This window comes from Rubrivivax benzoatilyticus JA2 = ATCC BAA-35 (genome assembly GCF_000190375.1).
In the GTDB taxonomy this organism is placed as follows: Bacteria; Pseudomonadota; Gammaproteobacteria; order Burkholderiales; family Burkholderiaceae_C; genus Rubrivivax; species Rubrivivax benzoatilyticus.
In genome coordinates, this window is the sequence record NZ_AEWG01000150.1 from 1 (window position 1) to 18710 (window position 18710).

Here is an 18710-nt window from a genome sequence, read left to right on the forward strand (position 1 = left end):
GGGCCAGCGCGGCCGCCTCGGGCGCCAGCGCCCGCGCCGGCCGCGGGTCGTCGAGCGCGGCGCGCAGCACGCGGCGCAGCGTCTCGGGCTGCGGCGTCAGCGGGCCGCAGAAACGCACCGCGCGGCGATCGAAGACCAGCACCGTCGGGAAGGTCTCGACGTCGAGGTCGCCGACCAGGTCGGCCTCGTCCTCGATGTCGATCCAGCGGTGGGCCAGGCCGGGGAACTCGGCGGCCACCGCGTCGAGCACCGGCGCATAGGCGTCGCAGGTGCGGCACCAGGCGGCGCAGAGCACCGCGGCGCAGACATCATCGGCGCCCGTGGCGCCCGGGGAATCGTTCATCGGCCGCGACTTTAGCCGCGCTCAGAAGGCCTCGGACGGCGGGAATTCGCCACGTCGCCGGCAAGGGGGTGCGCATCAGGGTATTCGCGAATGTGTAGCATTTGATCTCGTTCAACCCTTTCCGGTCATGAGTGCATTCAACGAAGAGCGCGTCCTGAGCGTCCACCACTGGACCGACCGCCTGTTCACGTTCACGACGACGCGCGACCAGTCGCTGCGTTTCTCCAACGGCCACTTCACGATGATCGGGTTGCGCGTCGAGGGCAAGCCGCTGCTGCGCGCCTACAGCATCGTCAGCCCCAACTACGAGGAGCACCTCGAGTTCCTGAGCATCAAGGTGCCCAACGGCCCGCTGACCTCGCGGCTGCAGCACATCCAGGTCGGCGACACGATCATCGTCGGCCGCAAGCCCACCGGCACGCTGCTGATCGACTACCTGCTGCCCGGCAAGCGCCTGTACCTGTTCTCGACCGGCACCGGGCTGGCGCCGTTCATGTCGATCATCCGCGACCCGGAGACCTACGAGAAGTTCGAGAAGGTCATCCTCGTGCACGGCGTGCGCCAGGTCGACGAGCTGGCCTACCACGACCTGCTCACGAAGAACCTGCCCGAGCACGAGTTCCTGGGCGAGATGATCCAGAGCCAGCTGCTGTACTACCCGACGGTGACGCGCGAGAACTACCGCAACCGCGGCCGCATCACCGAGCTGATCCAGTCGGGCAAGATGTTCGACGACCTCGACCTGCCGATGCTCGACCCGATCCACGACCGGGTGATGATCTGCGGCAGCCCGGCGATGCTGCGCGACCTGAAGCACATGCTCGAAGGCATGCGCTTCAAGGAAGGCAACACGACGACGCCGGGCGACTTCGTCATCGAGCGCGCGTTCGCCGACCAGTGACGAAAAAACGCCCGGCGGCGGCCGGGCGTGGCAAGAGGGCCTGCAGGCGTCCGGCATCCGAGGCGGCGTGACCCGCGGCAGGCGCCGGCGGCCGTCAGGCCGCAAACGGCATCAGGCGACGGCGCTGCGGTCCTCGCCGATCAGCAGCCGGTTCTCGGCGACGTAGACGTGCGGCGGGATCTCCAGGTTCGTCGGCGCGGGCTTGTTCTTGAAGACGCGGCCGGCACCGTCGAAGGTCGAGCCGTGGCAGGGGCAGAAGAAGCCGCCCGGCCAGTCCGCCGGCACGCTCGGGTTGCCGCTGCCCTTGTTCACCTTGCTCGGCGAGCAGCCCAGGTGGGTGCAGATGCCGATGGTGACGAAGACCTCGGGGTTGATCGAGCGCGTGGCGTTGCGCGCGTACTCGGGCTGCTGGTTGCGCTCGGACTTCGGGTCGACGAGCTGGTCGTCGTGGCCCTCGAGCGAAGCCAGCATCTCCGGCGTGCGGCGCATGATCCACACCGGCTTGCCGCGCCATTCCACGGTTCTGAGCTCGCCCGGGGCCAGCGTGGAGATGTCCACCTCCACCGGCGCGCCGGCGGCCTTGGCGCGTTCGCTGGGGGCGAACGTCGAGACGAACGGGATCGCGGTGGCGACCGCGGCGGCACCACCGGCCGCGCTGGTCACCATGATCCAGGTGCGGCGTTCGGCGTTGGCGGGCGATCCCGGAGCGGGCAGCGTCATGTCCATCGAGTCAGGTCCTTCTCGCAGAAGTTGCGTGTCAGACGATCTCTATCAAGTGCCGTGCCAACCTGACAGAAGACGAAAACTTCTTTCATGACAATCACTTGCGCTTGATTCCCTGATCTCGGAAGGGAATAATGTCTGCCACTTTTGACAGCCATTGCTGCCACATCGGGCAGAGGCGCGCGTTACACTGCCACGATGCCCCCCAAGCTCCGCGTCGCCGAACGGCTGACGGCGCCGCCCGAACTCGCCAGTTATCTCGAAGGCCTCGAAGAACCGCACATCGTCTTCGACCGGCGCTACCGCATCGTCGCCGCCAACGCCGCCTACCGGCGCCAGTACAGCCCCTCGGCCAGCGTGCTGGGGCGCACCTGCTACGAGGTCTCGCACCGTTTCGCCGTGCCCTGCGACCAGGCCGGCGAGTCCTGCCCGTTCGCCAAGACACGCGAATCGGGCCAGCGCGAACGGGTGCTGCACCTGCACCACACGCCCCAGGGCGAGGCCTACATCGACATCGAGCTGACACCGCTGGCCGACGCCAGCGGCGAGGCGGTGCTGTTCGTCGAGCGCATGGCGCCGCTGCGCACGGCGCAAGGCCAGCCGGCCCAGCAGGGGCTGATCGGGCGCTCGCCGGCCTTCCGCGAGATGCTGGAGCAGGTCGCGCGTGTCGCGCCGTCGGAGGCCAGCGTGCTGCTGCTCGGCGAGTCGGGCACCGGCAAGGAGCTGGTCGCGCGCGCCGTGCACGAGGCCAGCGATCGTGCGGCGCAGGCGCTGGTCGTCGTCGACTGCGCCAGCCTGCCGGAGACGCTGTTCGAGGCCGAGGTCTTCGGCCACGAACGCGGCGCCTTCACCGGCGCGACGACGACACGCACCGGCCTGGCCGAGACCGCCAACGGCGGCACGCTGTTCCTCGACGAGGTCGGCGACATCCCGCTGGCGATGCAGGTCAAGCTGCTGCGGCTGCTCGAAAGCGGCACCTTCCGCCGTGTCGGCAGCAGCGAGCTACGGCGCACCGACGTGCGTGTCGTCGCCGCCACCCACCGAGACCTCGGCGCGATGGTCGCCGACGGGCGTTTCCGCGAAGACCTGTACTACCGCCTGGCGACCTTCCCGATCCGGCTGCCGCCGCTGCGCGAGCGCGAAGGCGACCTGGCGCTGCTGGCCGAGGCGCTGCTGGCCCGTGTCGCGCCCAAACGCCGGCTCGCGCTGTCGCCGGCGGCGCTGGCGCGGCTGGCCGGCCACCGTTTCCCGGGCAACGTGCGCGAGCTGCGCAACGTGCTCGAACGCGCGGCGCTGTTCTGCGACGGGCCGGTGCTGGAGGCGCTGCACGTCGAACGCGCGCTCGCCGCCGGGCTGCCGCTGTCGCGCCCGGCGCTGGCCGTCGAAGCCCCGGCGCGTTCGCTGCGCGAGATCTCGCGCCAGGCGCTGCGCGAGCGCCTCGCCGCGCACGGCGGCCGGCGCGCCGACCTCGCACGCGAGCTCGGCATCAGCGAACGCACGCTGTACCGGCGGCTGCGCGAGCTCGACACGCCCGAAGGAGAGCCCCGATGAGCCCCGCCCAGGCTGCCAGCGCGCCACGTGGCGTGGCCGAGTTGCGCCAGCGCCTGCGCGCGCTGGGCGCCGGCCCGGGCCACGAGGAGCGGCTGCTGCGCAACTGGGTGCAGTGCCGCGCGCCGACCGCCGGCCGCGGCCAGGCCGAGCACTTCTATCCACGCGCGCTGTACGAGGCGCTGCCGGCGCTGTTCGACTCGCTGGCCGCGCTGGCCACGCTGCGTTCGGCGCATCCGGGCGAAGACGGCGCCGAGCGCCTGCTCGTCGGCCTCGGCGACGGCCAGACGGTGGAGAGCGTGCTGCTGCCGCGCGACGGACTGTGCGTGTCGACGCAGGTCGGCTGCGCGGTCGGCTGCGTCTTCTGCATGACCGGGCGCGACGGACTGCTGCGCCAGCTGGGCAGCGCCGAGATCGTCGCCCAGGTCGTGCTGGCGCGGCAGCGGCGCAGCGTCTCCAAGGTCGTGTTCATGGGCATGGGCGAGCCTTCGCACAACCTCGACGCGGTGCTCGAGGCGATCGACCTGCTGGGCACCGCCGGCGGCATCGGCCACAAGAACCTGGTGTTCTCGACCGTCGGCGACACGCGCGCCTTCGAGCGCCTGCCCTTGGGCCGCGTGAAGCCGGCGCTGGCGCTGTCGCTGCACACCACCAAGGCCGAGCTGCGCGAACGCCTGCTGCCGCGTGCACCGAAGATCGCGCCCGAGGAGATCGTCGAGGCCGGCGAACGCTACGCACGCGCCACCGGCTACCCGATCCAGTACCAGTGGACGCTGCTCGACGGCATCAACGACGGCGACGACGAGGTCGACGCGATCGCGCGCCTGCTGGCCGGGCGCTACGCGATGATGAACCTGATCCCGTACAACGAGACCGAGGGCGACGGCTTCCGCCGCCCGCCCTGGGAACGTGCCGCCGAGATGGCGCGTGCACTGGGCCGTCGCGGCGTGCTGACGCGGCTGCGGCGCTCGGCCGGCCAGGACGTCGCCGGCGGCTGCGGCCAGCTGCGCGCGCGCGCCGCGGCGGAGCAGCCGGTCGTCCTCCAGCGTCCCTAGCGCGGATACAGCAGCATCTGCGTGCAGCGGAACAGCGCCAGCGTGCGCCCGCTGTCGCGGTGCGTGACGACGGCGTCCCAGACCTGCGTCGTGCGGCCACCGTGGGCCAGCGTCGCGACGACGTCGAGCACGCCGTCGCGTGCGGTGCCGAGGTGGTTGGACTTCAGCTCGACGGTCGTGAAGCCGTTCGCGCCCTCGGGCAGGTGCGCGACGCAACCGTAGCCGCAGGCCGTGTCGGCCAGCGTGACGACGCTGCCGGCGTGCAGAAAGCCGTTGGGCGCCATCAGCCAGGGCTGCACCGCGAGTTCGGCGCGCAGCTCGCGCGCCGAGACGGCGGTGACGACGATGCCCAGATGACCCGGCAGGTGGCCGGCGCCGCGGGCGTTGAAGGCGTCGACCGACGCCGAAGGATGCAGAGCGCTCATGCGGCCGATCTTGCCCGCCGACGGCCGGCCCCGGCCGTCACGCGGGTGTCAGCCAGCCTGGCCGTCGGCGCGCACGCGCCACAGCGAAGGCGCGTAGCGCCAGGCGAAGATCGCAAACGCCGCGGCCCAGCAGGCACCGGAGACGACGATCTCGGCCTGCATCAAGGCCGGCAGCAGCAGCGGCCCCAGCACGCGCACCCCGCCGCCGGCCAGCACCAGGCCGTAGGCGGCGATGTCCCAGCGGTCGGCGCGCAGCGGCCGGCCGGTGTGGCCGCGTGCGGTGCGCGTCATCATGCCCAGCGTCAGCGCGCCGATCGCGCCGGCGGTCAGCGCGTGCGTCGCCAGCGAGGGCTGGGCCCAGCCCAGCTCGGACGCGGCGCGAAGTGCGAGGTGCAGCGGGATCCAGGCGTAGGCAGCGTGCAGGATCCAGACCAGCGGATTGGGCCGCGTGCGCTGCGGCCGCCACAGCGCCAGCCGCAGCGTGTGGGCCACGGCCGCGACGCCCGCAACAGCGGCGACGGCCACGCCCGGCAGCCCCAGCACGTCGGCCGCCAGCAGCGCCAGCACGCTGCCCAGCGCCACCTGCTCGACACGCGGGCGGCGTTCGGCGCCGGTGCCCGGCACGCCGTTGTTGGTGAACATCGGCACCACGCGGCCGGCGACGACGGCCATCACGAAGAGCACGACGTCCAGCCCGATCTGGATGCCGGCGCGCAGCGGCAGGTCCAGCACACCGAGCAGCGTCAGGTGGAACAGCGCCTGCGCACCGGCCATCGCACACAGCAGCGCGACGAAGAAGTAGTTGCGCTGGTTGCGTCCGGCGTAGAGCGCACGCCCCAGGCCGACGGCGGCCAGCAGCGGGAAGGCGACGTTGACGACCGCGGCGGCCAGCCCCCAGGGCGTCAGCACCAGCAGCCGGCCGGCGAGCCAGAGCGCGGCCAGCGCCGCCAGCGCGCCGCCGGTCGGCGTCGGCTGGCCCGACCAGTTGCGCCCGGCGGTGAACAGGAAACCGACGACCACCGCCAGCGTGAAGCCGAACAGCATCTCGTGCGCATGCCACAGCGGCCCGGCCAGATAGGCCGTGGCGAGCAGGCCGGCGTACTGCAGCGCCCAGGCGGCGATCGACAGCGCGGAGAACCCGGCGGCCAGCAGGTAGAACGGGCGGAAACCCAGGCGCCAGAGGCCGAAGCCGCGCACCGGCTCGCGCGGCGTGAAATGCAGCGGGATCGTCGTCATGCCCGCAGCTCCGTCGTCGCGGGCACCGGCATCTCGCTGATGCGCAGGATGGCGTCGAGCTGGTCGCGGTTGGCGACCAGGTCTTCCAGCGTGTAGCGGTCGAGCACCGCGTAGAAGGCTTCGACCGCCTCGCCGAGCACGCCGCGCAGCCGGCAGCACGGCGCGATCGCGCAGCCGCCGCCGCTGCCGAAACACTCGGCCGGCATCGCCTCGCCCTCGGTGCGGCGCACGATGTCGCCGACGACGATGTCCTGCGGCGGCCGCGCCAGCCCCAGGCCGCCGCCCTTGCCGCGCACCGTCGCCAGCACGCCTTCGGTGCCGAGGAAGTGCACGACCTTGGTCAGGTGGTTCTCGGAGGCCGAGAACTTGGCCGCGATCTCGCCGATCGTCGCGCGCCGGCCCGGGCGCGTCGCCAGGTAGATCAGCACGCGCAGGCTGTAGTCGGTGAAGCTGGTCAGTTTCATTGCCGGCTTAAAGCTGCATTTGGAATGCAGCAATCATAGTCGCCGCCGGCACGTGGAACAAGCGGCGTGGCGTGACGGCTTCCCGCAGGCCGCTTGACCCAGCGCAGGCCGAGCAGCGGCGAACGGGCATGAAATGGCTCCGATGCCTGGAATGCGTCCAGCTCTCGGACGCAGCCACCCGAAGAAAGCACACGATGGACCTGACCCGTACCACCTCGATCCAGCAGAAGCTGCGCGACGCCGACATCCTGCCGACGCTGCAGCGTGTGGCCGTCGGCACGGTGCTGTTCTCGGCGCCGGTGCACATGACGGCCGAACAGGTGCTGCGTGCCGCGCGCGAGCACCTGCCGGGGCTGTCACGCGCGACGGTCTACGCGGTGCTGCAGCTCTTCGTGCGCCAGCGCCTGCTGAAGGCGCTGCCGATCGAAGGCTCGGCCACGGTCTACGACTCGACCGTCACGCCGCACCACCACGTCTACAACGTCGACACCGGCGAGGTCGCCGATCTCACCGGCCCGGCGATCCAGGTGCTGGGCCTGCCCGAGCTCGGCGACGGCCTGGAGCTGAGCGAGGTCGACGTCATCGTGCGCGTGCGCACGCGCCGCCCGGCGCCGGCGCTCAACGCCTGAACGGCTAGCATCCGCAGGCCGGGCATCCACCTGCCGGATGCCGGCACGCCGATGACCGATCCGACGATGCTCGAAGGCGGCTGCGACTGCGGCCGCGTGCGTTACCGACTGCACGGCACGCCACTCGTCGTGCACGCCTGCCACTGCCGCTGGTGCCAGCGCGAGACCGGCACGGCCTTCGCGCTGAACGCGATGATCGAACGCGACCGGCTGGAAGCCAGCGCCGAGGCGCCGGAGATCGTGCTCACGCCCTCGGCCAGCGGCCAGGGCCAGCGCATCGCACGTTGCCCGCACTGCCGCATCGCCATCTGGAGCCACTACGCCGGCAGCGGGCCGCTGGTGGCCTTCGTGCGCGTCGGCACGCTCGACGACCCTGACCGCCTGCCGCCGGACATCCACATCTTCACGTCGACAAAACAGCCCTGGCTGGCGCTGCCCGAGGGCACGCGCGCCGTGCCCGAGTACTACGACGCCGCCGAGGTCTGGCGCGCCGAGAGCCTGGAGCGCCGCAGCGCCTTGAAGCCGCGCATCGACGCCTGGCGGGCCGCCGGCCGGCCCTGGGACTGATGCTGGTCGAGACCGCAGGCGTCGCCGCCGGCGCCGTCGCGCTGCGCAAGCTGGCGCACCAGGCCATCCTGCGCGGGCTGCGCGCTCCGCGCATGGCGCACGACGGCACGCACGCACGCCACGCGCTCGACGCCTCGCGGGTGCACGAAGTACGCATTCCGGGTCCGCGAGGCCGAATGCTCTTCGGCTGGCTGGTGCTGCCCGAAAGCAGCGAGCACGCGCCGGCGCCCGCGGTGCTGGCGATGCACGGCTGGGGCGCCAACGCGACGACGATGTGGCCGGTGGCGCCGCCGCTGGTGGCCGCCGGCTTCGCCGTGCTGCTGCTGGACGCACGCTGCCATGGCGACAGCGACGACGAGGCTTTCACGTCGATGCCGCGTTTTGCCGAGGACATCGCCGCCGGCCTGGCCTGGCTGGGAACGCGGCCCGAGGTGCAGGCCGACCGGCTGGCGCTGGTCGGCCACTCGGTCGGCGCCGCGGCCTCGCTGCTGCACGCGGCGCGGGCGGGTGGCGTGCGCGGTGTCGTCAGCCTGTCGGCCTTCGCCCACCCGGACGAGGTGATGCGGCGTTTCCTGGCCGAAAAACGCGTGCCCTACCGGCCGCTGGGCTGGTACGTGATCCGCCACGTGCAGCGCGTGATCGGCGCCCGTTTCGACGACATCGCGCCGCTGGCCACCGTGCGCCGCGCCCGCTGCCCGGTGCTGCTGGTGCACGGCCGCCACGACACGACCGCGCCGTTCGACGACGCGCTGCGCCTGCAGGCCGCCGCGGCTCCCGGCACCGGGCTGCTGGCGGTCGACGGCGACCACGACCTGCGCGAGGCGCTGGCGCCGCATGTCGCCGACATCGTCGACTTCCTGCGCCAGGCCTGCGCGGCCGCGCCGGATACCATTGCCGGTATCGAAACCACCCCCGACAGCCGATGAACGCGCCCACGCTCTGCCAGGACGAATACGAGGTGCTGTCGGCGCTGGTGCCGCTGGCCGGGCGGCGCATCGTCGAGCTCGGCTGCGGCGACGCACGCCTGGTGCGCGGCGTGCTGCAGCGCCATCCGGACTGCCGCGTCACCGCGCTCGAGGTCGACGCGGTGCAGCACGCCAGGAACCTGGCCGCGCCGCCGACGCCCGGGCTGAGCTTCGTCGCAGGCGGCGCCGAGGCCGTGCCCACGCCGGACGCCAGCTTCGACCTGGCGCTGATGCTGAAGTCGCTGCACCACGTGCCGATCCCGGCGATGGGCCGGGCGCTGGCCGAAGCCGCACGGGTGCTGGTGCCGGGCGGCCTGCTCTACGTGTCCGAGCCGGTCTACGACGGCGGCCTGAACGACATCGTGCGCCTGTACAACGACGAAGGCACGGTGCGCGCCGCCGCGCAGGCGGCGCTGGAGGAGGCGCTGGCGCACGGCCCCTGGACCGAGATCGTGCAGCACCGCTTTGCCCAGCCGGTGCGTTACGCCGACTTCGCCGAGTTCGAGCGTCGCATGCTGCGGCCGAGCTTCGCCACCTACACGCTGGACGACGCGACCGTCGAGCGCGTGCGCGCCGCCTTCATGCCGCACTGCGGCCCCGACGGCGCGGCCTTCGAGCGGCCGCTGCGGGTGCGGCTGCTGCGCCGCGAGGCAACATGAGCGACCGGCGCGCCGGTGCCGTGCTGGTGCTGCTGCAGTTCGTGCTGCTGACGGCGCTGGCCTGCGGTGCGGCACCGGCCTGGGCCGACCCGGCGGCGCCCTGGCTGGCGCTGGTGCTGGCCGCGGCATCGCTGGCCGTCGGGCTCGCGGCGGTGACGGCCAACCGCCCCGGCAACTTCAACGTGCACCCCGAACCGCGCGCCGGCGGCCGGCTCGTCGAGCACGGCATCTACGCCTGGATCCGGCACCCGATGTACGCCGCGCTGCTGCTGCTCGCGCTGGCGGCAGTCGCCGTGGCGCCGGGCGCGACGACCGTCGCGGCCGCTGTCGCGCTGGCCGTGGTGCTGTGGATCAAGTCCTCGCTCGAGGAGCGCTGGATGAGCGCGGTGCATCCCGGCTACGACGCCTACCGCGCCCGGACCCGGCGCTTCGTGCCGCGGCTGCTCTGACGCGACCGGGACGAAACAGGAACCTGAGCCTCGCGGCCCTTCAGCGGCCGGGGGCCTGCTGACGCTTGGCGAGCAGCGCGCGGCGCACGCAGTCCTCGATGGTGCGCACCTCGACCGGCTTCACCAGGTACTCGAAGGCGCCCAGGCTCATCGCCTTCAGCACGTCCATCGTCAGCGTGTCGGCGGTCAGGATGGTGATGCGCAGCCGGCGCTCGGCGATCTCCTCGCTGAGCCGGCGCACGACTTCGAGCCCGGAGATGTCGGGCAGGTGCATGTCCAGCAGCACGAAGTCGGGCCGGCACTCCTGCACCATGCGCACGCCGTCCAGGCCGTTGGCCGCACGCAGCAGCCGGATGCCAGGGTGGCGCGCGAGGATGCCCTCGACGACGGCGAAGTTCATCTCCACGTCCTCGATGTAGAGAACGGTTCCCTGGAGCTCTTCCAGCGGGGGGCGGCAGGTGGGATCGACGGCATGCAAAAAACGCGGCGGGAAACCGCCCCGACGCGCAGCGGGCAAGCATAGTGCTTGTGGCCAGCCCTGCAACGCCTGGGGAGGGTGACACGGTCGGCAATGCACCGACCGTGTGCGGAAACCGGGGGTGCGCGAAAGCCAATCCCGGTATAAGGGCGACCGGCGCGCGGGCCGCGTTCTGCGGCGCGGGCGGAGGATATCGGAGTTTCGATGGAAATCATCCAAAGTGACATCGTGATCGTCGGGGGCGGGGGCGCAGGCCTGCGCGCGGCGATCGCGGTCCAGGAAGCGGACCCCAGGCTGAAGGTCGCGCTCGTGTCCAAGGTGGTGCCGATGCGCAGCCACACCGTGGCCGCCGAAGGCGGCTCGGCCGGCGTGATCCGCGACGACGACTCGCTGGACCACCATTTCGACGACACCGTCTCGGGCGGCGACTGGCTCTGCGACCAGGACGTCGTGCGCTTCTTCGTCGAGCGCTGCCCGGAGGAGATGATCCGCCTGGAGCACTGGGGCTGCCCCTGGAGCCGCAAGGACGACGGCAGCATCAACGTGCGCTTCTTCGGCGGCATGAAGGTGCAGCGCACGTGGTTCGCCGCCGACAAGACCGGCTTCCACATGCTGCACACGCTGTTCCAGACTTCGCTGAAGTACCCGGGCATCCAGCGTTTCGACGAGTTCTTCGTCGCCGAGCTGCTGGTCGAGGACGGCCGCGTGCAAGGCGTGCTGGCGATCGAGATCGCCACCGGCAAGTTCTTCCTGCTGCGCGCCAAGGCCGTCATCCTGGCCACCGGCGGCGCCGGCCGCGTCTACAGCCAGAACACCAACGCCGGCATCGTCACCGGCGACGGCATGGGTCTGGCCTACCGCCACGGCGTCGCGCTGCGCGACATGGAGTTCGTGCAGTACCACCCGACCGCCCTGCCCGGCAGCGGCATCCTGATCACCGAAGGCTGCCGCGGCGAAGGCGCGATCCTGACGAACAAGGACGGCCACCGCTACCTGCAGGACTACGGCCTCGGGCCGCTGGACCCGTGGCCGCGCCCGAAGGCGATGGAACTGGGCCCGCGCGACCGCCTGTCGCAGGCCTTCTGGCACGAGGAACGCAAGGGCAACACGCTGACGACGCGCCACGGCAGCGCCGTCAACCTCGACCTGCGCCACCTGGGTGCGAAGAAGATCCACGAGCGCCTGCCGCTGATCACCGAGGTCGCCAAGACCTTCGCCGGCATCGACCCGGTGCACGATCCGATCCCGGTGCGCCCGGCGGTGCACTACACGATGGGCGGCATCGCCACCAACGGCCGCACCGAGACCTCGCTGCCGGGCCTCTACGCCGCCGGCGAGTGCTCCAGCGTCGGCATCCACGGCGCCAACCGACTGGGTTCGAACTCGCTGTCGGAGATCGTCGTCTTCGGCCGCGTCGCCGGCGAAGCGGCGGCGCAGTACGTGCGCTCGGTGGGCGCGACGTCTGCGGCGTCGCTGGAGCGCCAGGCCCAGGCCGCCGTGGCGCGCCTGGAGGCGCTGCACCAGCACGAGCGCGGCGAACGTGTCGCCGTGCTGCGCGAGGCGCTGGGCGAGTGCATGGAGAAGAACGTCGGCATCTACCGCGAGGAGTCCGGCCTGGCCGAAGCCTGCTCGACGCTGGCCGATCTGCGCGCGCGCTGGCGCGCCGGCGTCAAGCTCGACGACCGCAGCCGCGCCTTCAACACCGAGTGGCTGTCGGCCATCGAGCTCGGCTCGATGCTCGAGGTCGCCGAGGCGATGGCGCACTCGGCGCGCGAGCGCAAGGAGTCGCGCGGCGCCCACCAGCGCCTGGACGGCTACACCGAACGCGACGACGAACGTTTCCTCGTGCACACGCTGGCCGAACGCCGCGGCGACGACGCCCCGGCGATCTCGCACCGCCCCGTCGTCATCACCACCTCGGCACCGCGCGCACGCAGCTACGGCGGCGCCGGCACCAAGGCCATCCTGACCTGAGCCCCATGACGGACACGAACCCGACGCCCGCGACCGGGCGCACGATCGAGATCGAGTGCCTGCGCTTCGATCCCGAAACGGACAGCGCGCCGCGCTTCCAGAGCTGGCAGGTGCCGTTCGACGACGACACCTCGGTGCTGCAGGGCCTGCAGTACATCAAGGACCACTTCGACGGCAGCCTGACCTTCCGCTGGTCCTGCCGCATGGCGATCTGCGGCAGCTGCGGCAAGATGATCAACGGCGTGCCGCAGCTGTCCTGCCACGCCTTCCTGCGCGACTACTGGCCGAACAAGGTGCGTGTCGAGCCGCTGGCCAACTTCGCCATCGTGCGCGACCTGGTCGTCGACCAGAACGAGTTCCTCGACAAGCTGGAGTCGGTCAAGCCCTGGATCCAGCCCTGCGAGAACCGCAGCGTCGCCGACGGCCCGAGCCGGCAGACGCCGGCGCAGCTGGACCAGTACTATCAGTTCTCGCAGTGCATCAACTGCCTGCTGTGTTACGCCGCCTGCCCGCAGGTGGGGCTCAAGCCCGAGTTCATCGGCCCGGCGGCGCTGGCGCTGATGCACCGCTACAACGCCGACTCGCGCGACCGCGGCTGGGAGGCGCGTGCCGACGTCGCCAACGCCGAGGAAGGCGTCTGGGGCTGCACGCTGGTGGGCTACTGCTCCGAGGTCTGCCCCAAGGGCGTGGACCCGGCACACGCGATCAACCAGAACAAGGTGAACAGCACGATGGACTACTTCGGCGTGCGCAAGCTGCTCGCGCCCAAGGGAGGCGCCCGATGAGCCGCTACAAGCCGACGCTGAAGACCTACCAGCGCCCGATGGCCGGCTGGTGGACGAAGAACCCGTTCTACGTGCTCTACATGATCCGCGAAGGCAGCGCGGTGCTGCTCGCGGCCTACGCGCTGGTGCTGCTCGTCGGCTTGGCGCGCCTGGCCCAGGGCGAGGCCGAGTACGAGGCCTGGCGCGCGGCGCTGGCCTCGCCGCTGGCGATCGTCTTCCACCTCGTCGCCGCGGCGCTGGTCACGTATCACAGCATCACCTGGTTCGGCGTGATGCCGAAGACCGCGCCCAAGCTGCCCTTCCCGGGCCGGCTGGTCACCGTCGGCGGCTGGATCACGGCGCTGGTGGTCTCCATCGGCCTGATCGCCGTCGTCGCGGGGGTGACACGATGAAACGCTCGCACGAACCGATCTTCTGGTCGCTCTTCGGCGCCGGCGGGGTGCTGTCGGCGCTGGTCGGCCCGGCGCTGATCCTGATCACCGGCGTGCTGGCTCCGCTGGCCATCGTGCTGTCGCCCGACGCACTCAGCTACGCCCACGTGCACGCCTTCGTGCTGCACCCGCTGGGCAAGCTGGCAGTGCTGGCGGTGATCGCGCTGTTCCTGTTCCACGGCTGCCACCGCATGCTGCACAGCCTGCACGACCTCGGCGTGCACGCCGGGCATGGCGCGGCGGTGTTCTTCTACGGCTTCGCCACCGTGGGCAGCCTGGTCTGCGCGGCGCTGCTGTTCGCGATCGGGTTCTGACGCCCCTTCAGGCGCGCCGGCGGACGGGCGGCGGCGCGCCAGGACTTCGTCGACCGCCCGCGCGGGAGCCTCGATGGAGTTTCGTCCGATCCGGTCCATCCTGATCGCCAACCGGTCCGAGATCGCGATCCGCGTGATGCGCGCGGCCAGCGAGATGCGCATGCGCACGGTGGCGATCTATTCGCAGCAGGACCGCCAGGCGCTGCACCGCTTCAAGGCCGACGAGAGCTACCTCGTCGGCGAAGGCAAGAAGCCGCTGGAGGCCTACCTCGACGGCGACGACATCCTGCGCATCGCGCGCCGTGCCGGTGTCGACGCCATCCACCCCGGCTACGGCTTCCTGTCGGAGAACCCCGAGTTCGCCGAACGTGTCATCGCCGCCGGGCTGCAGTGGATCGGGCCTTCGCCCGAGGTGATGCGCGTGCTGGGCAACAAGGTCGCCGCACGCCATGCCGCGGTGGCCGCCGGCGTGCCGGTGATGCCGGCGACACCGCCGCTGCCGCGCGAGGTCGACGAATGCCGCCGCCTGGCCGAGGAGATCGGCTTCCCGGTGATGCTGAAGGCCAGCTGGGGCGGCGGCGGCCGCGGCATGCGCGTCGTCGAGAGCGCGGCCGAACTGCCGGCGGCGCTGGAGTCGGCGCGGCGCGAGGCGCTGGCCGCCTTCGGCAACGACGAGGTCTATTTCGAGAAGCTGATCCGCCGCGCGCGCCACGTCGAGGTGCAGATCCTCGGCGACCGGCACGGCAACCTGGTGCACCTTCACGAGCGCGACTGCACCGTGCAGCGCCGCAACCAGAAGGTCGTCGAACGCGCCCCGGCGCCCTACCTCGACGCCGCGGCACGCGCCGAGCTCTGCGACAGCGCGCTGCGGCTGATGCGCTCGGTGGGCTACACGCACGCCGGCACGGTCGAGTTCCTGATGGACGCCGACACCGGCCGCTGCTGGTTCATCGAGGTCAACCCGCGCATCCAGGTCGAGCACACGGTGACCGAGATGATCACCGGCGTGGACATCGTGAAGGCCCAGATCCGCGTCACCGAAGGTGCCTGGATCGGCGTCGGCGACGACGACCCGGCGCGCCCGTCGGCCGGCGTGCCGCCGCAGGCGCAGATCCCGCTCAACGGCCACGCGCTGCAGTGCCGCGTGACGACCGAAGACCCCGAGAACGGCTTCCTGCCCGACTACGGCGCCATCGCCGCCTACCGCAGCGCCGCCGGTTTCGGCATCCGTCTGGACGCCGGCACGGCCTACGGCGGCGCCGTCATCACGCCTTATTACGACTCGCTGCTGGTGAAGGTGACGGCCTGGGCGCCGACCGCTGACGAGACGATCCAGCGCATGGACCGCGCGCTGCGCGAGTTCCGCGTGCGCGGGCTGGCGACCAACCTGCAGTTCCTCGAGAACGTCATCAACCACCCGAAGTTCGCCTCGGGCGACGTGACGACGCGTTTCATCGAGCAGACGCCGGAACTGCTGGCCTTCGCCGCGCGCCGCGACCGCGCGACCAAGCTGCTGCGTTTCCTCGGCGAGGTCACGGTCGACGGCAACCCCGAGGTGCGCGGCCGCGCGCTGCCCGAACTGCCGCTGCCCAAGCCGGTGCTGCCACGTGTCGACGACGAGACGCCGCCGCCGGCGGGCACGCGCCAGCGGCTGCAGCAGCTCGGCGCCAAAGGCTTCGCCGACTGGATGCTGGCGCAGAAACGTGTGCTGATGACCGACACGACGATGCGCGACGCGCACCAGTCGCTGCTGGCCACGCGCATGCGCACCGCCGACATGCTGCCGATCGCGCCGTACTACGCGCGCGAACTGCACCAGCTCTTCTCGCTCGAATGCTGGGGCGGCGCGACCTTCGACGTCGCGATGCGCTTCCTGAAGGAAGACCCCTGGGAGCGCCTGGCGGCGCTGCGCACGCGCGTGCCCAACGTGTTGTTCCAGATGCTGCTGCGCGGCTCCAACGCGGTGGGCTACACGAACTACGCCGACAACGTCGTGCAGCAGTTCGTGCGCACCGCGGCCAAGGAAGGCATCGACCTGTTCCGCGTCTTCGACTCGCTGAACTGGGTGGAGAACATGCGGGTCGCGATCGACGCCGTGCTCGACACCGGCGCGCTCTGCGAAGGTGCGATCTGCGTCACCGGCGACCCCTTCGACCCGGCGCGCAGCAAGTACGACCTGGGCTACTACGTGAAGACCGCGCGCGCGCTGCAGCAGGCCGGCGTGCACGTGCTGGGCATCAAGGACATGGCCGGCATCTGCCGGCCGCGCGCCGCCGCGGCGCTGGTCAAGGCGATCAAGGAAGAAACCGGGCTGCCGGTGCACTTCCACACCCACGACACCAGCGGCGCCGCCGCGGCTTCGGTGCTGGCGGCGATCGATGCCGGCTGCGACGCCGTCGACGGCGCGCTCGACGCGATGAGCGGGCTGACCTCGCAGCCCAACCTGTCGTCGATCGCCGCGGCGCTGGCCGGCACCGAACGCGACCCCGGCCTGCCGCCCGACGCGCTGCACGCGGCGTCGATGTACTGGGAGGGCGTGCGCCGCTTCTACGCGCCCTTCGAGTCGGAGATCCGCTCCGGCACCGCCGACGTCTACCGCCACGAGATGCCCGGCGGCCAGTACACCAACCTGCGCGAGCAGGCGCGTGCGCTGGGCCTGGCGCACCGCTGGACCGAGGTCTCGCGCGCCTATGCCGACGTCAACCGGCTGTTCGGCGACATCGTCAAGGTGACGCCGACCTCCAAGGTCGTCGGCGACATGGCGCTGATGATGGTCGCGCAGGACCTGACCCCGGCCGACGTCGCCGACCCGGCGCGCGACATCGCCTTCCCCGAGTCGGTGGTGTCGCTGTTCCGCGGCGAGCTCGGGTTCCCGCCCGACGGTTTCCCCGAGGCGCTGTCGCGCAAGGTGCTGAAGCTGGCGCCCGAGGCCGCGCCGCCGGCGCCATACCGCCCGGGTGACCGCATCCCGCCGGTGGACCTGGACGCGGCGCGCGAGAAGGCCGAGCGCGACTGCGGCACCAAGCTCGACGATCGCGGCCTGGCCTCCTGGCTGATGTACCCGAAGGTGGCGCGCGAGTACCACGAGCACCTGCGGCGCTACGGCGACGTCTCGATGCTGCCGACGCCGGTGTTCTTCTACGGCCCGCAGCCGCAGCAGGAGATCGCCGTCGAGATCGACCCCGGCAAGTCGCTGCTGGTGATGCTGCAGAGCGTCGCCCCCGACGGCGACACGGCGCACAAGGTGCAGTTCGAGCTCAACGGCCAGGCGCGCACGGTGCGCGTGCCGCGCGCCGGCGTGCAGGCCGCCGCGGCGCGGCCGATGGCCGAGCCGGGCAACCCCTGGCAGGTGGCGGCACCGATGCCCGGCGCCATCGTCAGCGTCGCCGTCGCGCCGGGCCAGCACGTGGCGCCCGGCGACACGCTGCTGGCGCTGGAGGCGATGAAGATGGAGACCCACGTCGCCGCCGACCGCGAGGCCGTCGTCGAGGCGGTGCACGTCAAGCCCGGCGAGCGCGTGCAGGCCAAGGAGCTGCTGATCCTGCTGAAGCCGGCGGGCTGACCCAGCCGCGGCGGCGGCGCCATCCGGATTGGGCCCGATAGGGCCCATCCGTATGTATTCGTTAATCAGCCGTTAATAAATTCGACGCCAAAACCACTCCAACAAGAGGGCCGTCGAATGATCGCAGAGCAACCAACACCGCCTTGTGCTTGCTCCGCGAATCCGGTCTCGATCACCGCGGCGTCGCCGCCGACGGCGGCTGACGGCGGCCCGCCGCCCCGTCGGGACCGCTGCGCCGAACTCGAGCTCGAGCACGGCACGCTGCGGCTGCTGGAGGTCGAGCAGTCGCCGCGGCGCATCCCGCGCGACGCGGCAGCCGGCGGCGGCAGCGTCTCGCTGCTGGTGCAGATCGAGGGCAGCGCCCAGGTCGCCGGCCACCGGCGGCCGCAGCGCATCGGGCCCGGCGAAATCTGCCTGCTGGCACCGGGCCGCGACATCTGGATCGACCGCCAGCGTGCCGTGCGCCAGTTGCTGGTCGACCTGCCCACGACGCCGGCGTCCAGCGCCCCCGCGCTGCAGCGGCTGGACGGCCGCCAGCCCGAGGTGCGCGCCGCCGCCGCGCTGGCGCGCTACGTGTCCGGCCACCACGACCATCTCGCGCCGGCCGAGCGCCATGCGCTGGGCGACGCGCTGCTGCGCATGATCGAGCGCATCGCCGAGGGCGACGCCGGCGCCGCCGCGGGCGCCCCCGGCGAGAACGCCGCGATGCGCCAGCGCCGGCGCGCCGAGGCCTTCATCCTCGAGCGCCTGCACGACCGCCGCCTCGACGTCGCGCACATCGCGGCCCACCTGGGTGTCTCCACCCGCTATCTGCACCGGCTGTTCGACGACGGCCGGCAGGTCATGCAATGGGTGCAGGAGCAGCGGCTTCAGGCCTGCTGGCAGGAACTGCGCTCGCGCCGCGGCCGTCCGGTCGCCGAGGTCGCCTGGGCCTGGGGCTTCACCAGCCCGGCGCACTTCAGCCGCACCTTCAAGCGCCGCTTCGGAGTGCCGCCCAGCGCGGTCTAGGAGTCGGCGCGGCCAAAGCCGCGCCCACTCCCAGCCTGCGGTTTCACGCACGGCTCCCCCGAGCCCCCTCCACGAGGGTGCTCCCGCTCGTCGGACGCCCCCCTCCAGCCTCCTGTATGGACCGGGGAGATGGGTAACACCCGTGCGAGGACATGGGTGACAGAGAGGACGGGGTCAGCCCACCCCGTCCAGCT

20 protein-coding genes are annotated in these 18710 nt (G+C 71.7%); 14 read left to right on the forward strand and 6 right to left on the reverse strand.

The features are described from left to right. A partial coding sequence (locus tag RBXJA2T_RS16715) for a thioredoxin family protein (protein WP_009858601.1) occupies positions 1–343 on the reverse strand: 343 nt, incomplete at its 3' end. Positions 344–470: 127 nt separating this feature from the next. Here RBXJA2T_RS16715 and RBXJA2T_RS16720 point away from each other — a divergent pair. Continuing rightward, on the forward strand, positions 471–1244 hold the full coding sequence (locus RBXJA2T_RS16720) for a ferredoxin--NADP reductase (protein WP_009858602.1): 774 nt from the start codon (positions 471–473) through the stop codon (positions 1242–1244). 111 nt (positions 1245–1355) lie between these two features. On the opposite strand, the gene petA is transcribed toward RBXJA2T_RS16720, so the two are convergent. Continuing rightward, complete coding sequence (petA, locus tag RBXJA2T_RS16725; RefSeq protein ID WP_009858603.1) at positions 1356–1970, reverse strand: ubiquinol-cytochrome c reductase iron-sulfur subunit; 615 nt, start codon at positions 1968–1970, stop codon at positions 1356–1358. Positions 1971–2165: 195 nt separating this feature from the next. On the opposite strand from petA, the gene RBXJA2T_RS16730 reads away from it, so the two are divergent. Together RBXJA2T_RS16730 and RBXJA2T_RS16735 are read left to right on the forward strand one after the other, a co-directional pair. Further along, a complete protein-coding gene (locus tag RBXJA2T_RS16730) occupies positions 2166–3518 on the forward strand; it encodes a sigma-54 interaction domain-containing protein (RefSeq protein WP_009858604.1) in 1353 nt (450 codons plus the stop codon). Continuing rightward, positions 3515–4570, forward strand: coding sequence for an RNA methyltransferase (locus RBXJA2T_RS16735; RefSeq protein ID WP_009858605.1), 1056 nt, complete (start codon positions 3515–3517; stop codon positions 4568–4570). The genes RBXJA2T_RS16730 and RBXJA2T_RS16735 overlap by 4 nt, the downstream gene beginning before the upstream one ends. On the opposite strand, the gene RBXJA2T_RS16740 is transcribed toward RBXJA2T_RS16735, so the two are convergent. The 3 genes from RBXJA2T_RS16740 to RBXJA2T_RS16750 are packed head-to-tail and all read right to left on the reverse strand — an operon-like array spanning position 4567 to position 6695. Next, positions 4567–4995: a PaaI family thioesterase gene (locus RBXJA2T_RS16740; protein ID WP_009858606.1), complete on the reverse strand. Its 429-nt coding sequence runs from the start codon at positions 4993–4995 to the stop codon at positions 4567–4569. The two genes, RBXJA2T_RS16735 and RBXJA2T_RS16740, sit on opposite strands and share 4 nt — an antisense overlap. Positions 4996–5043: 48 nt before the next feature. Continuing rightward, entirely contained in the window at positions 5044–6231 is a 1188-nt protein-coding gene (locus RBXJA2T_RS16745; RefSeq protein WP_009858607.1) for an NnrS family protein, read from the reverse strand. Further along, complete coding sequence (locus RBXJA2T_RS16750) at positions 6228–6695, reverse strand: RrF2 family transcriptional regulator (protein ID WP_009858608.1); 468 nt, start codon at positions 6693–6695, stop codon at positions 6228–6230. The genes RBXJA2T_RS16745 and RBXJA2T_RS16750 overlap by 4 nt, the downstream gene beginning before the upstream one ends. A 194-nt stretch (positions 6696–6889) precedes the next feature. Here RBXJA2T_RS16750 and RBXJA2T_RS16755 point away from each other — a divergent pair, with 194 nt between their 5' ends. From RBXJA2T_RS16755 to RBXJA2T_RS16775, 5 genes are read left to right on the forward strand one after another with little or no spacing between them, the layout of a single operon-like run. After that, positions 6890–7324 (forward strand): Fur family transcriptional regulator, encoded by a 435-nt coding sequence (locus tag RBXJA2T_RS16755; protein ID WP_009858609.1) that lies wholly within the window; start codon positions 6890–6892, stop codon positions 7322–7324. A 51-nt stretch (positions 7325–7375) separates the two neighbouring features. After that, positions 7376–7891: a GFA family protein gene (locus RBXJA2T_RS16760; RefSeq protein ID WP_009858610.1), complete on the forward strand. Its 516-nt coding sequence runs from the start codon at positions 7376–7378 to the stop codon at positions 7889–7891. Beyond that, entirely contained in the window at positions 7891–8817 is a 927-nt protein-coding gene (locus RBXJA2T_RS16765) for an alpha/beta hydrolase (RefSeq protein ID WP_009858611.1), read from the forward strand. The genes RBXJA2T_RS16760 and RBXJA2T_RS16765 overlap by 1 nt, the downstream gene beginning before the upstream one ends. Next, the gene (locus RBXJA2T_RS16770; protein WP_009858612.1) at positions 8814–9515 is read left to right on the forward strand and encodes a class I SAM-dependent methyltransferase; all 702 of its coding nucleotides are present in this window, start codon (positions 8814–8816) and stop codon (positions 9513–9515) included. The genes RBXJA2T_RS16765 and RBXJA2T_RS16770 overlap by 4 nt, the downstream gene beginning before the upstream one ends. After that, complete coding sequence (locus RBXJA2T_RS16775; RefSeq protein ID WP_009858613.1) at positions 9512–9964, forward strand: methyltransferase family protein; 453 nt, start codon at positions 9512–9514, stop codon at positions 9962–9964. The genes RBXJA2T_RS16770 and RBXJA2T_RS16775 overlap by 4 nt, the downstream gene beginning before the upstream one ends. A gap of 40 nt (positions 9965–10004) precedes the next feature. Here RBXJA2T_RS16775 and RBXJA2T_RS16780 read toward each other — a convergent pair whose 3' ends face one another. Further along, positions 10005–10481 carry a response regulator gene (locus RBXJA2T_RS16780; RefSeq protein WP_375136176.1) on the reverse strand — a complete coding sequence of 159 codons (477 nt, stop codon included), beginning with the start codon at positions 10479–10481 and terminating at the stop codon, positions 10005–10007. 165 nt (positions 10482–10646) lie between these two features. Between RBXJA2T_RS16780 and frdA the strand changes: the two genes are divergently transcribed. The 6 genes from frdA (at position 10647) to RBXJA2T_RS20980 (ending at position 18516) form a co-directional block, all read left to right on the forward strand. Beyond that, positions 10647–12416: a fumarate reductase (quinol) flavoprotein subunit gene (frdA, locus tag RBXJA2T_RS16785; RefSeq protein ID WP_009858615.1), complete on the forward strand. Its 1770-nt coding sequence runs from the start codon at positions 10647–10649 to the stop codon at positions 12414–12416. A 5-nt stretch (positions 12417–12421) separates the two neighbouring features. Beyond that, positions 12422–13201 carry a succinate dehydrogenase/fumarate reductase iron-sulfur subunit gene (locus RBXJA2T_RS16790; RefSeq protein WP_009858616.1) on the forward strand — a complete coding sequence of 260 codons (780 nt, stop codon included), beginning with the start codon at positions 12422–12424 and terminating at the stop codon, positions 13199–13201. Beyond that, positions 13198–13593 (forward strand): fumarate reductase subunit C, encoded by a 396-nt coding sequence (locus RBXJA2T_RS16795; RefSeq protein ID WP_009858617.1) that lies wholly within the window; start codon positions 13198–13200, stop codon positions 13591–13593. Before RBXJA2T_RS16790 ends, RBXJA2T_RS16795 begins: the two co-directional genes overlap by 4 nt. Next, positions 13590–13946: a fumarate reductase subunit FrdD gene (gene frdD / locus RBXJA2T_RS16800; protein WP_009858618.1), complete on the forward strand. Its 357-nt coding sequence runs from the start codon at positions 13590–13592 to the stop codon at positions 13944–13946. Before RBXJA2T_RS16795 ends, frdD begins: the two co-directional genes overlap by 4 nt. A 73-nt stretch (positions 13947–14019) precedes the next feature. After that, positions 14020–17508: a pyruvate carboxylase gene (locus tag RBXJA2T_RS16805; protein ID WP_009858619.1), complete on the forward strand. Its 3489-nt coding sequence runs from the start codon at positions 14020–14022 to the stop codon at positions 17506–17508. A 117-nt stretch (positions 17509–17625) separates the two neighbouring features. Further along, entirely contained in the window at positions 17626–18516 is an 891-nt protein-coding gene (locus tag RBXJA2T_RS20980; protein WP_009858620.1) for a helix-turn-helix domain-containing protein, read from the forward strand. Positions 18517–18710: the final 194 nt, after the last annotated feature.

Bases quoted from the DNA above. Each gene is read 5' to 3' on its own strand.
- RBXJA2T_RS16720 (WP_009858602.1), top strand. From the start codon at position 471: ATGAGTGCATTCAACGAAGAGCGCGTCCTGAGCGTCCACCACTGGACC.
- petA (WP_009858603.1), bottom strand. From the start codon at position 1,970: ATGGACATGACGCTGCCCGCTCCGGGATCGCCCGCCAACGCCGAACGC.
- RBXJA2T_RS16730 (WP_009858604.1), top strand. From the start codon at position 2,166: ATGCCCCCCAAGCTCCGCGTCGCCGAACGGCTGACGGCGCCGCCCGAA.
- RBXJA2T_RS16735 (WP_009858605.1), top strand. From the start codon at position 3,515: ATGAGCCCCGCCCAGGCTGCCAGCGCGCCACGTGGCGTGGCCGAGTTG.
- RBXJA2T_RS16740 (WP_009858606.1), bottom strand. From the start codon at position 4,995: ATGAGCGCTCTGCATCCTTCGGCGTCGGTCGACGCCTTCAACGCCCGC.
- RBXJA2T_RS16745 (WP_009858607.1), bottom strand. From the start codon at position 6,231: ATGACGACGATCCCGCTGCATTTCACGCCGCGCGAGCCGGTGCGCGGC.
- RBXJA2T_RS16750 (WP_009858608.1), bottom strand. From the start codon at position 6,695: ATGAAACTGACCAGCTTCACCGACTACAGCCTGCGCGTGCTGATCTAC.
- RBXJA2T_RS16755 (WP_009858609.1), top strand. From the start codon at position 6,890: ATGGACCTGACCCGTACCACCTCGATCCAGCAGAAGCTGCGCGACGCC.
- RBXJA2T_RS16760 (WP_009858610.1), top strand. From the start codon at position 7,376: ATGACCGATCCGACGATGCTCGAAGGCGGCTGCGACTGCGGCCGCGTG.
- RBXJA2T_RS16765 (WP_009858611.1), top strand. From the start codon at position 7,891: ATGCTGGTCGAGACCGCAGGCGTCGCCGCCGGCGCCGTCGCGCTGCGC.
- RBXJA2T_RS16770 (WP_009858612.1), top strand. From the start codon at position 8,814: ATGAACGCGCCCACGCTCTGCCAGGACGAATACGAGGTGCTGTCGGCG.
- RBXJA2T_RS16775 (WP_009858613.1), top strand. From the start codon at position 9,512: ATGAGCGACCGGCGCGCCGGTGCCGTGCTGGTGCTGCTGCAGTTCGTG.
- frdA (WP_009858615.1), top strand. From the start codon at position 10,647: ATGGAAATCATCCAAAGTGACATCGTGATCGTCGGGGGCGGGGGCGCA.
- RBXJA2T_RS16790 (WP_009858616.1), top strand. From the start codon at position 12,422: ATGACGGACACGAACCCGACGCCCGCGACCGGGCGCACGATCGAGATC.
- RBXJA2T_RS16795 (WP_009858617.1), top strand. From the start codon at position 13,198: ATGAGCCGCTACAAGCCGACGCTGAAGACCTACCAGCGCCCGATGGCC.
- frdD (WP_009858618.1), top strand. From the start codon at position 13,590: ATGAAACGCTCGCACGAACCGATCTTCTGGTCGCTCTTCGGCGCCGGC.
- RBXJA2T_RS16805 (WP_009858619.1), top strand. From the start codon at position 14,020: ATGGAGTTTCGTCCGATCCGGTCCATCCTGATCGCCAACCGGTCCGAG.
- RBXJA2T_RS20980 (WP_009858620.1), top strand. From the start codon at position 17,626: ATGATCGCAGAGCAACCAACACCGCCTTGTGCTTGCTCCGCGAATCCG.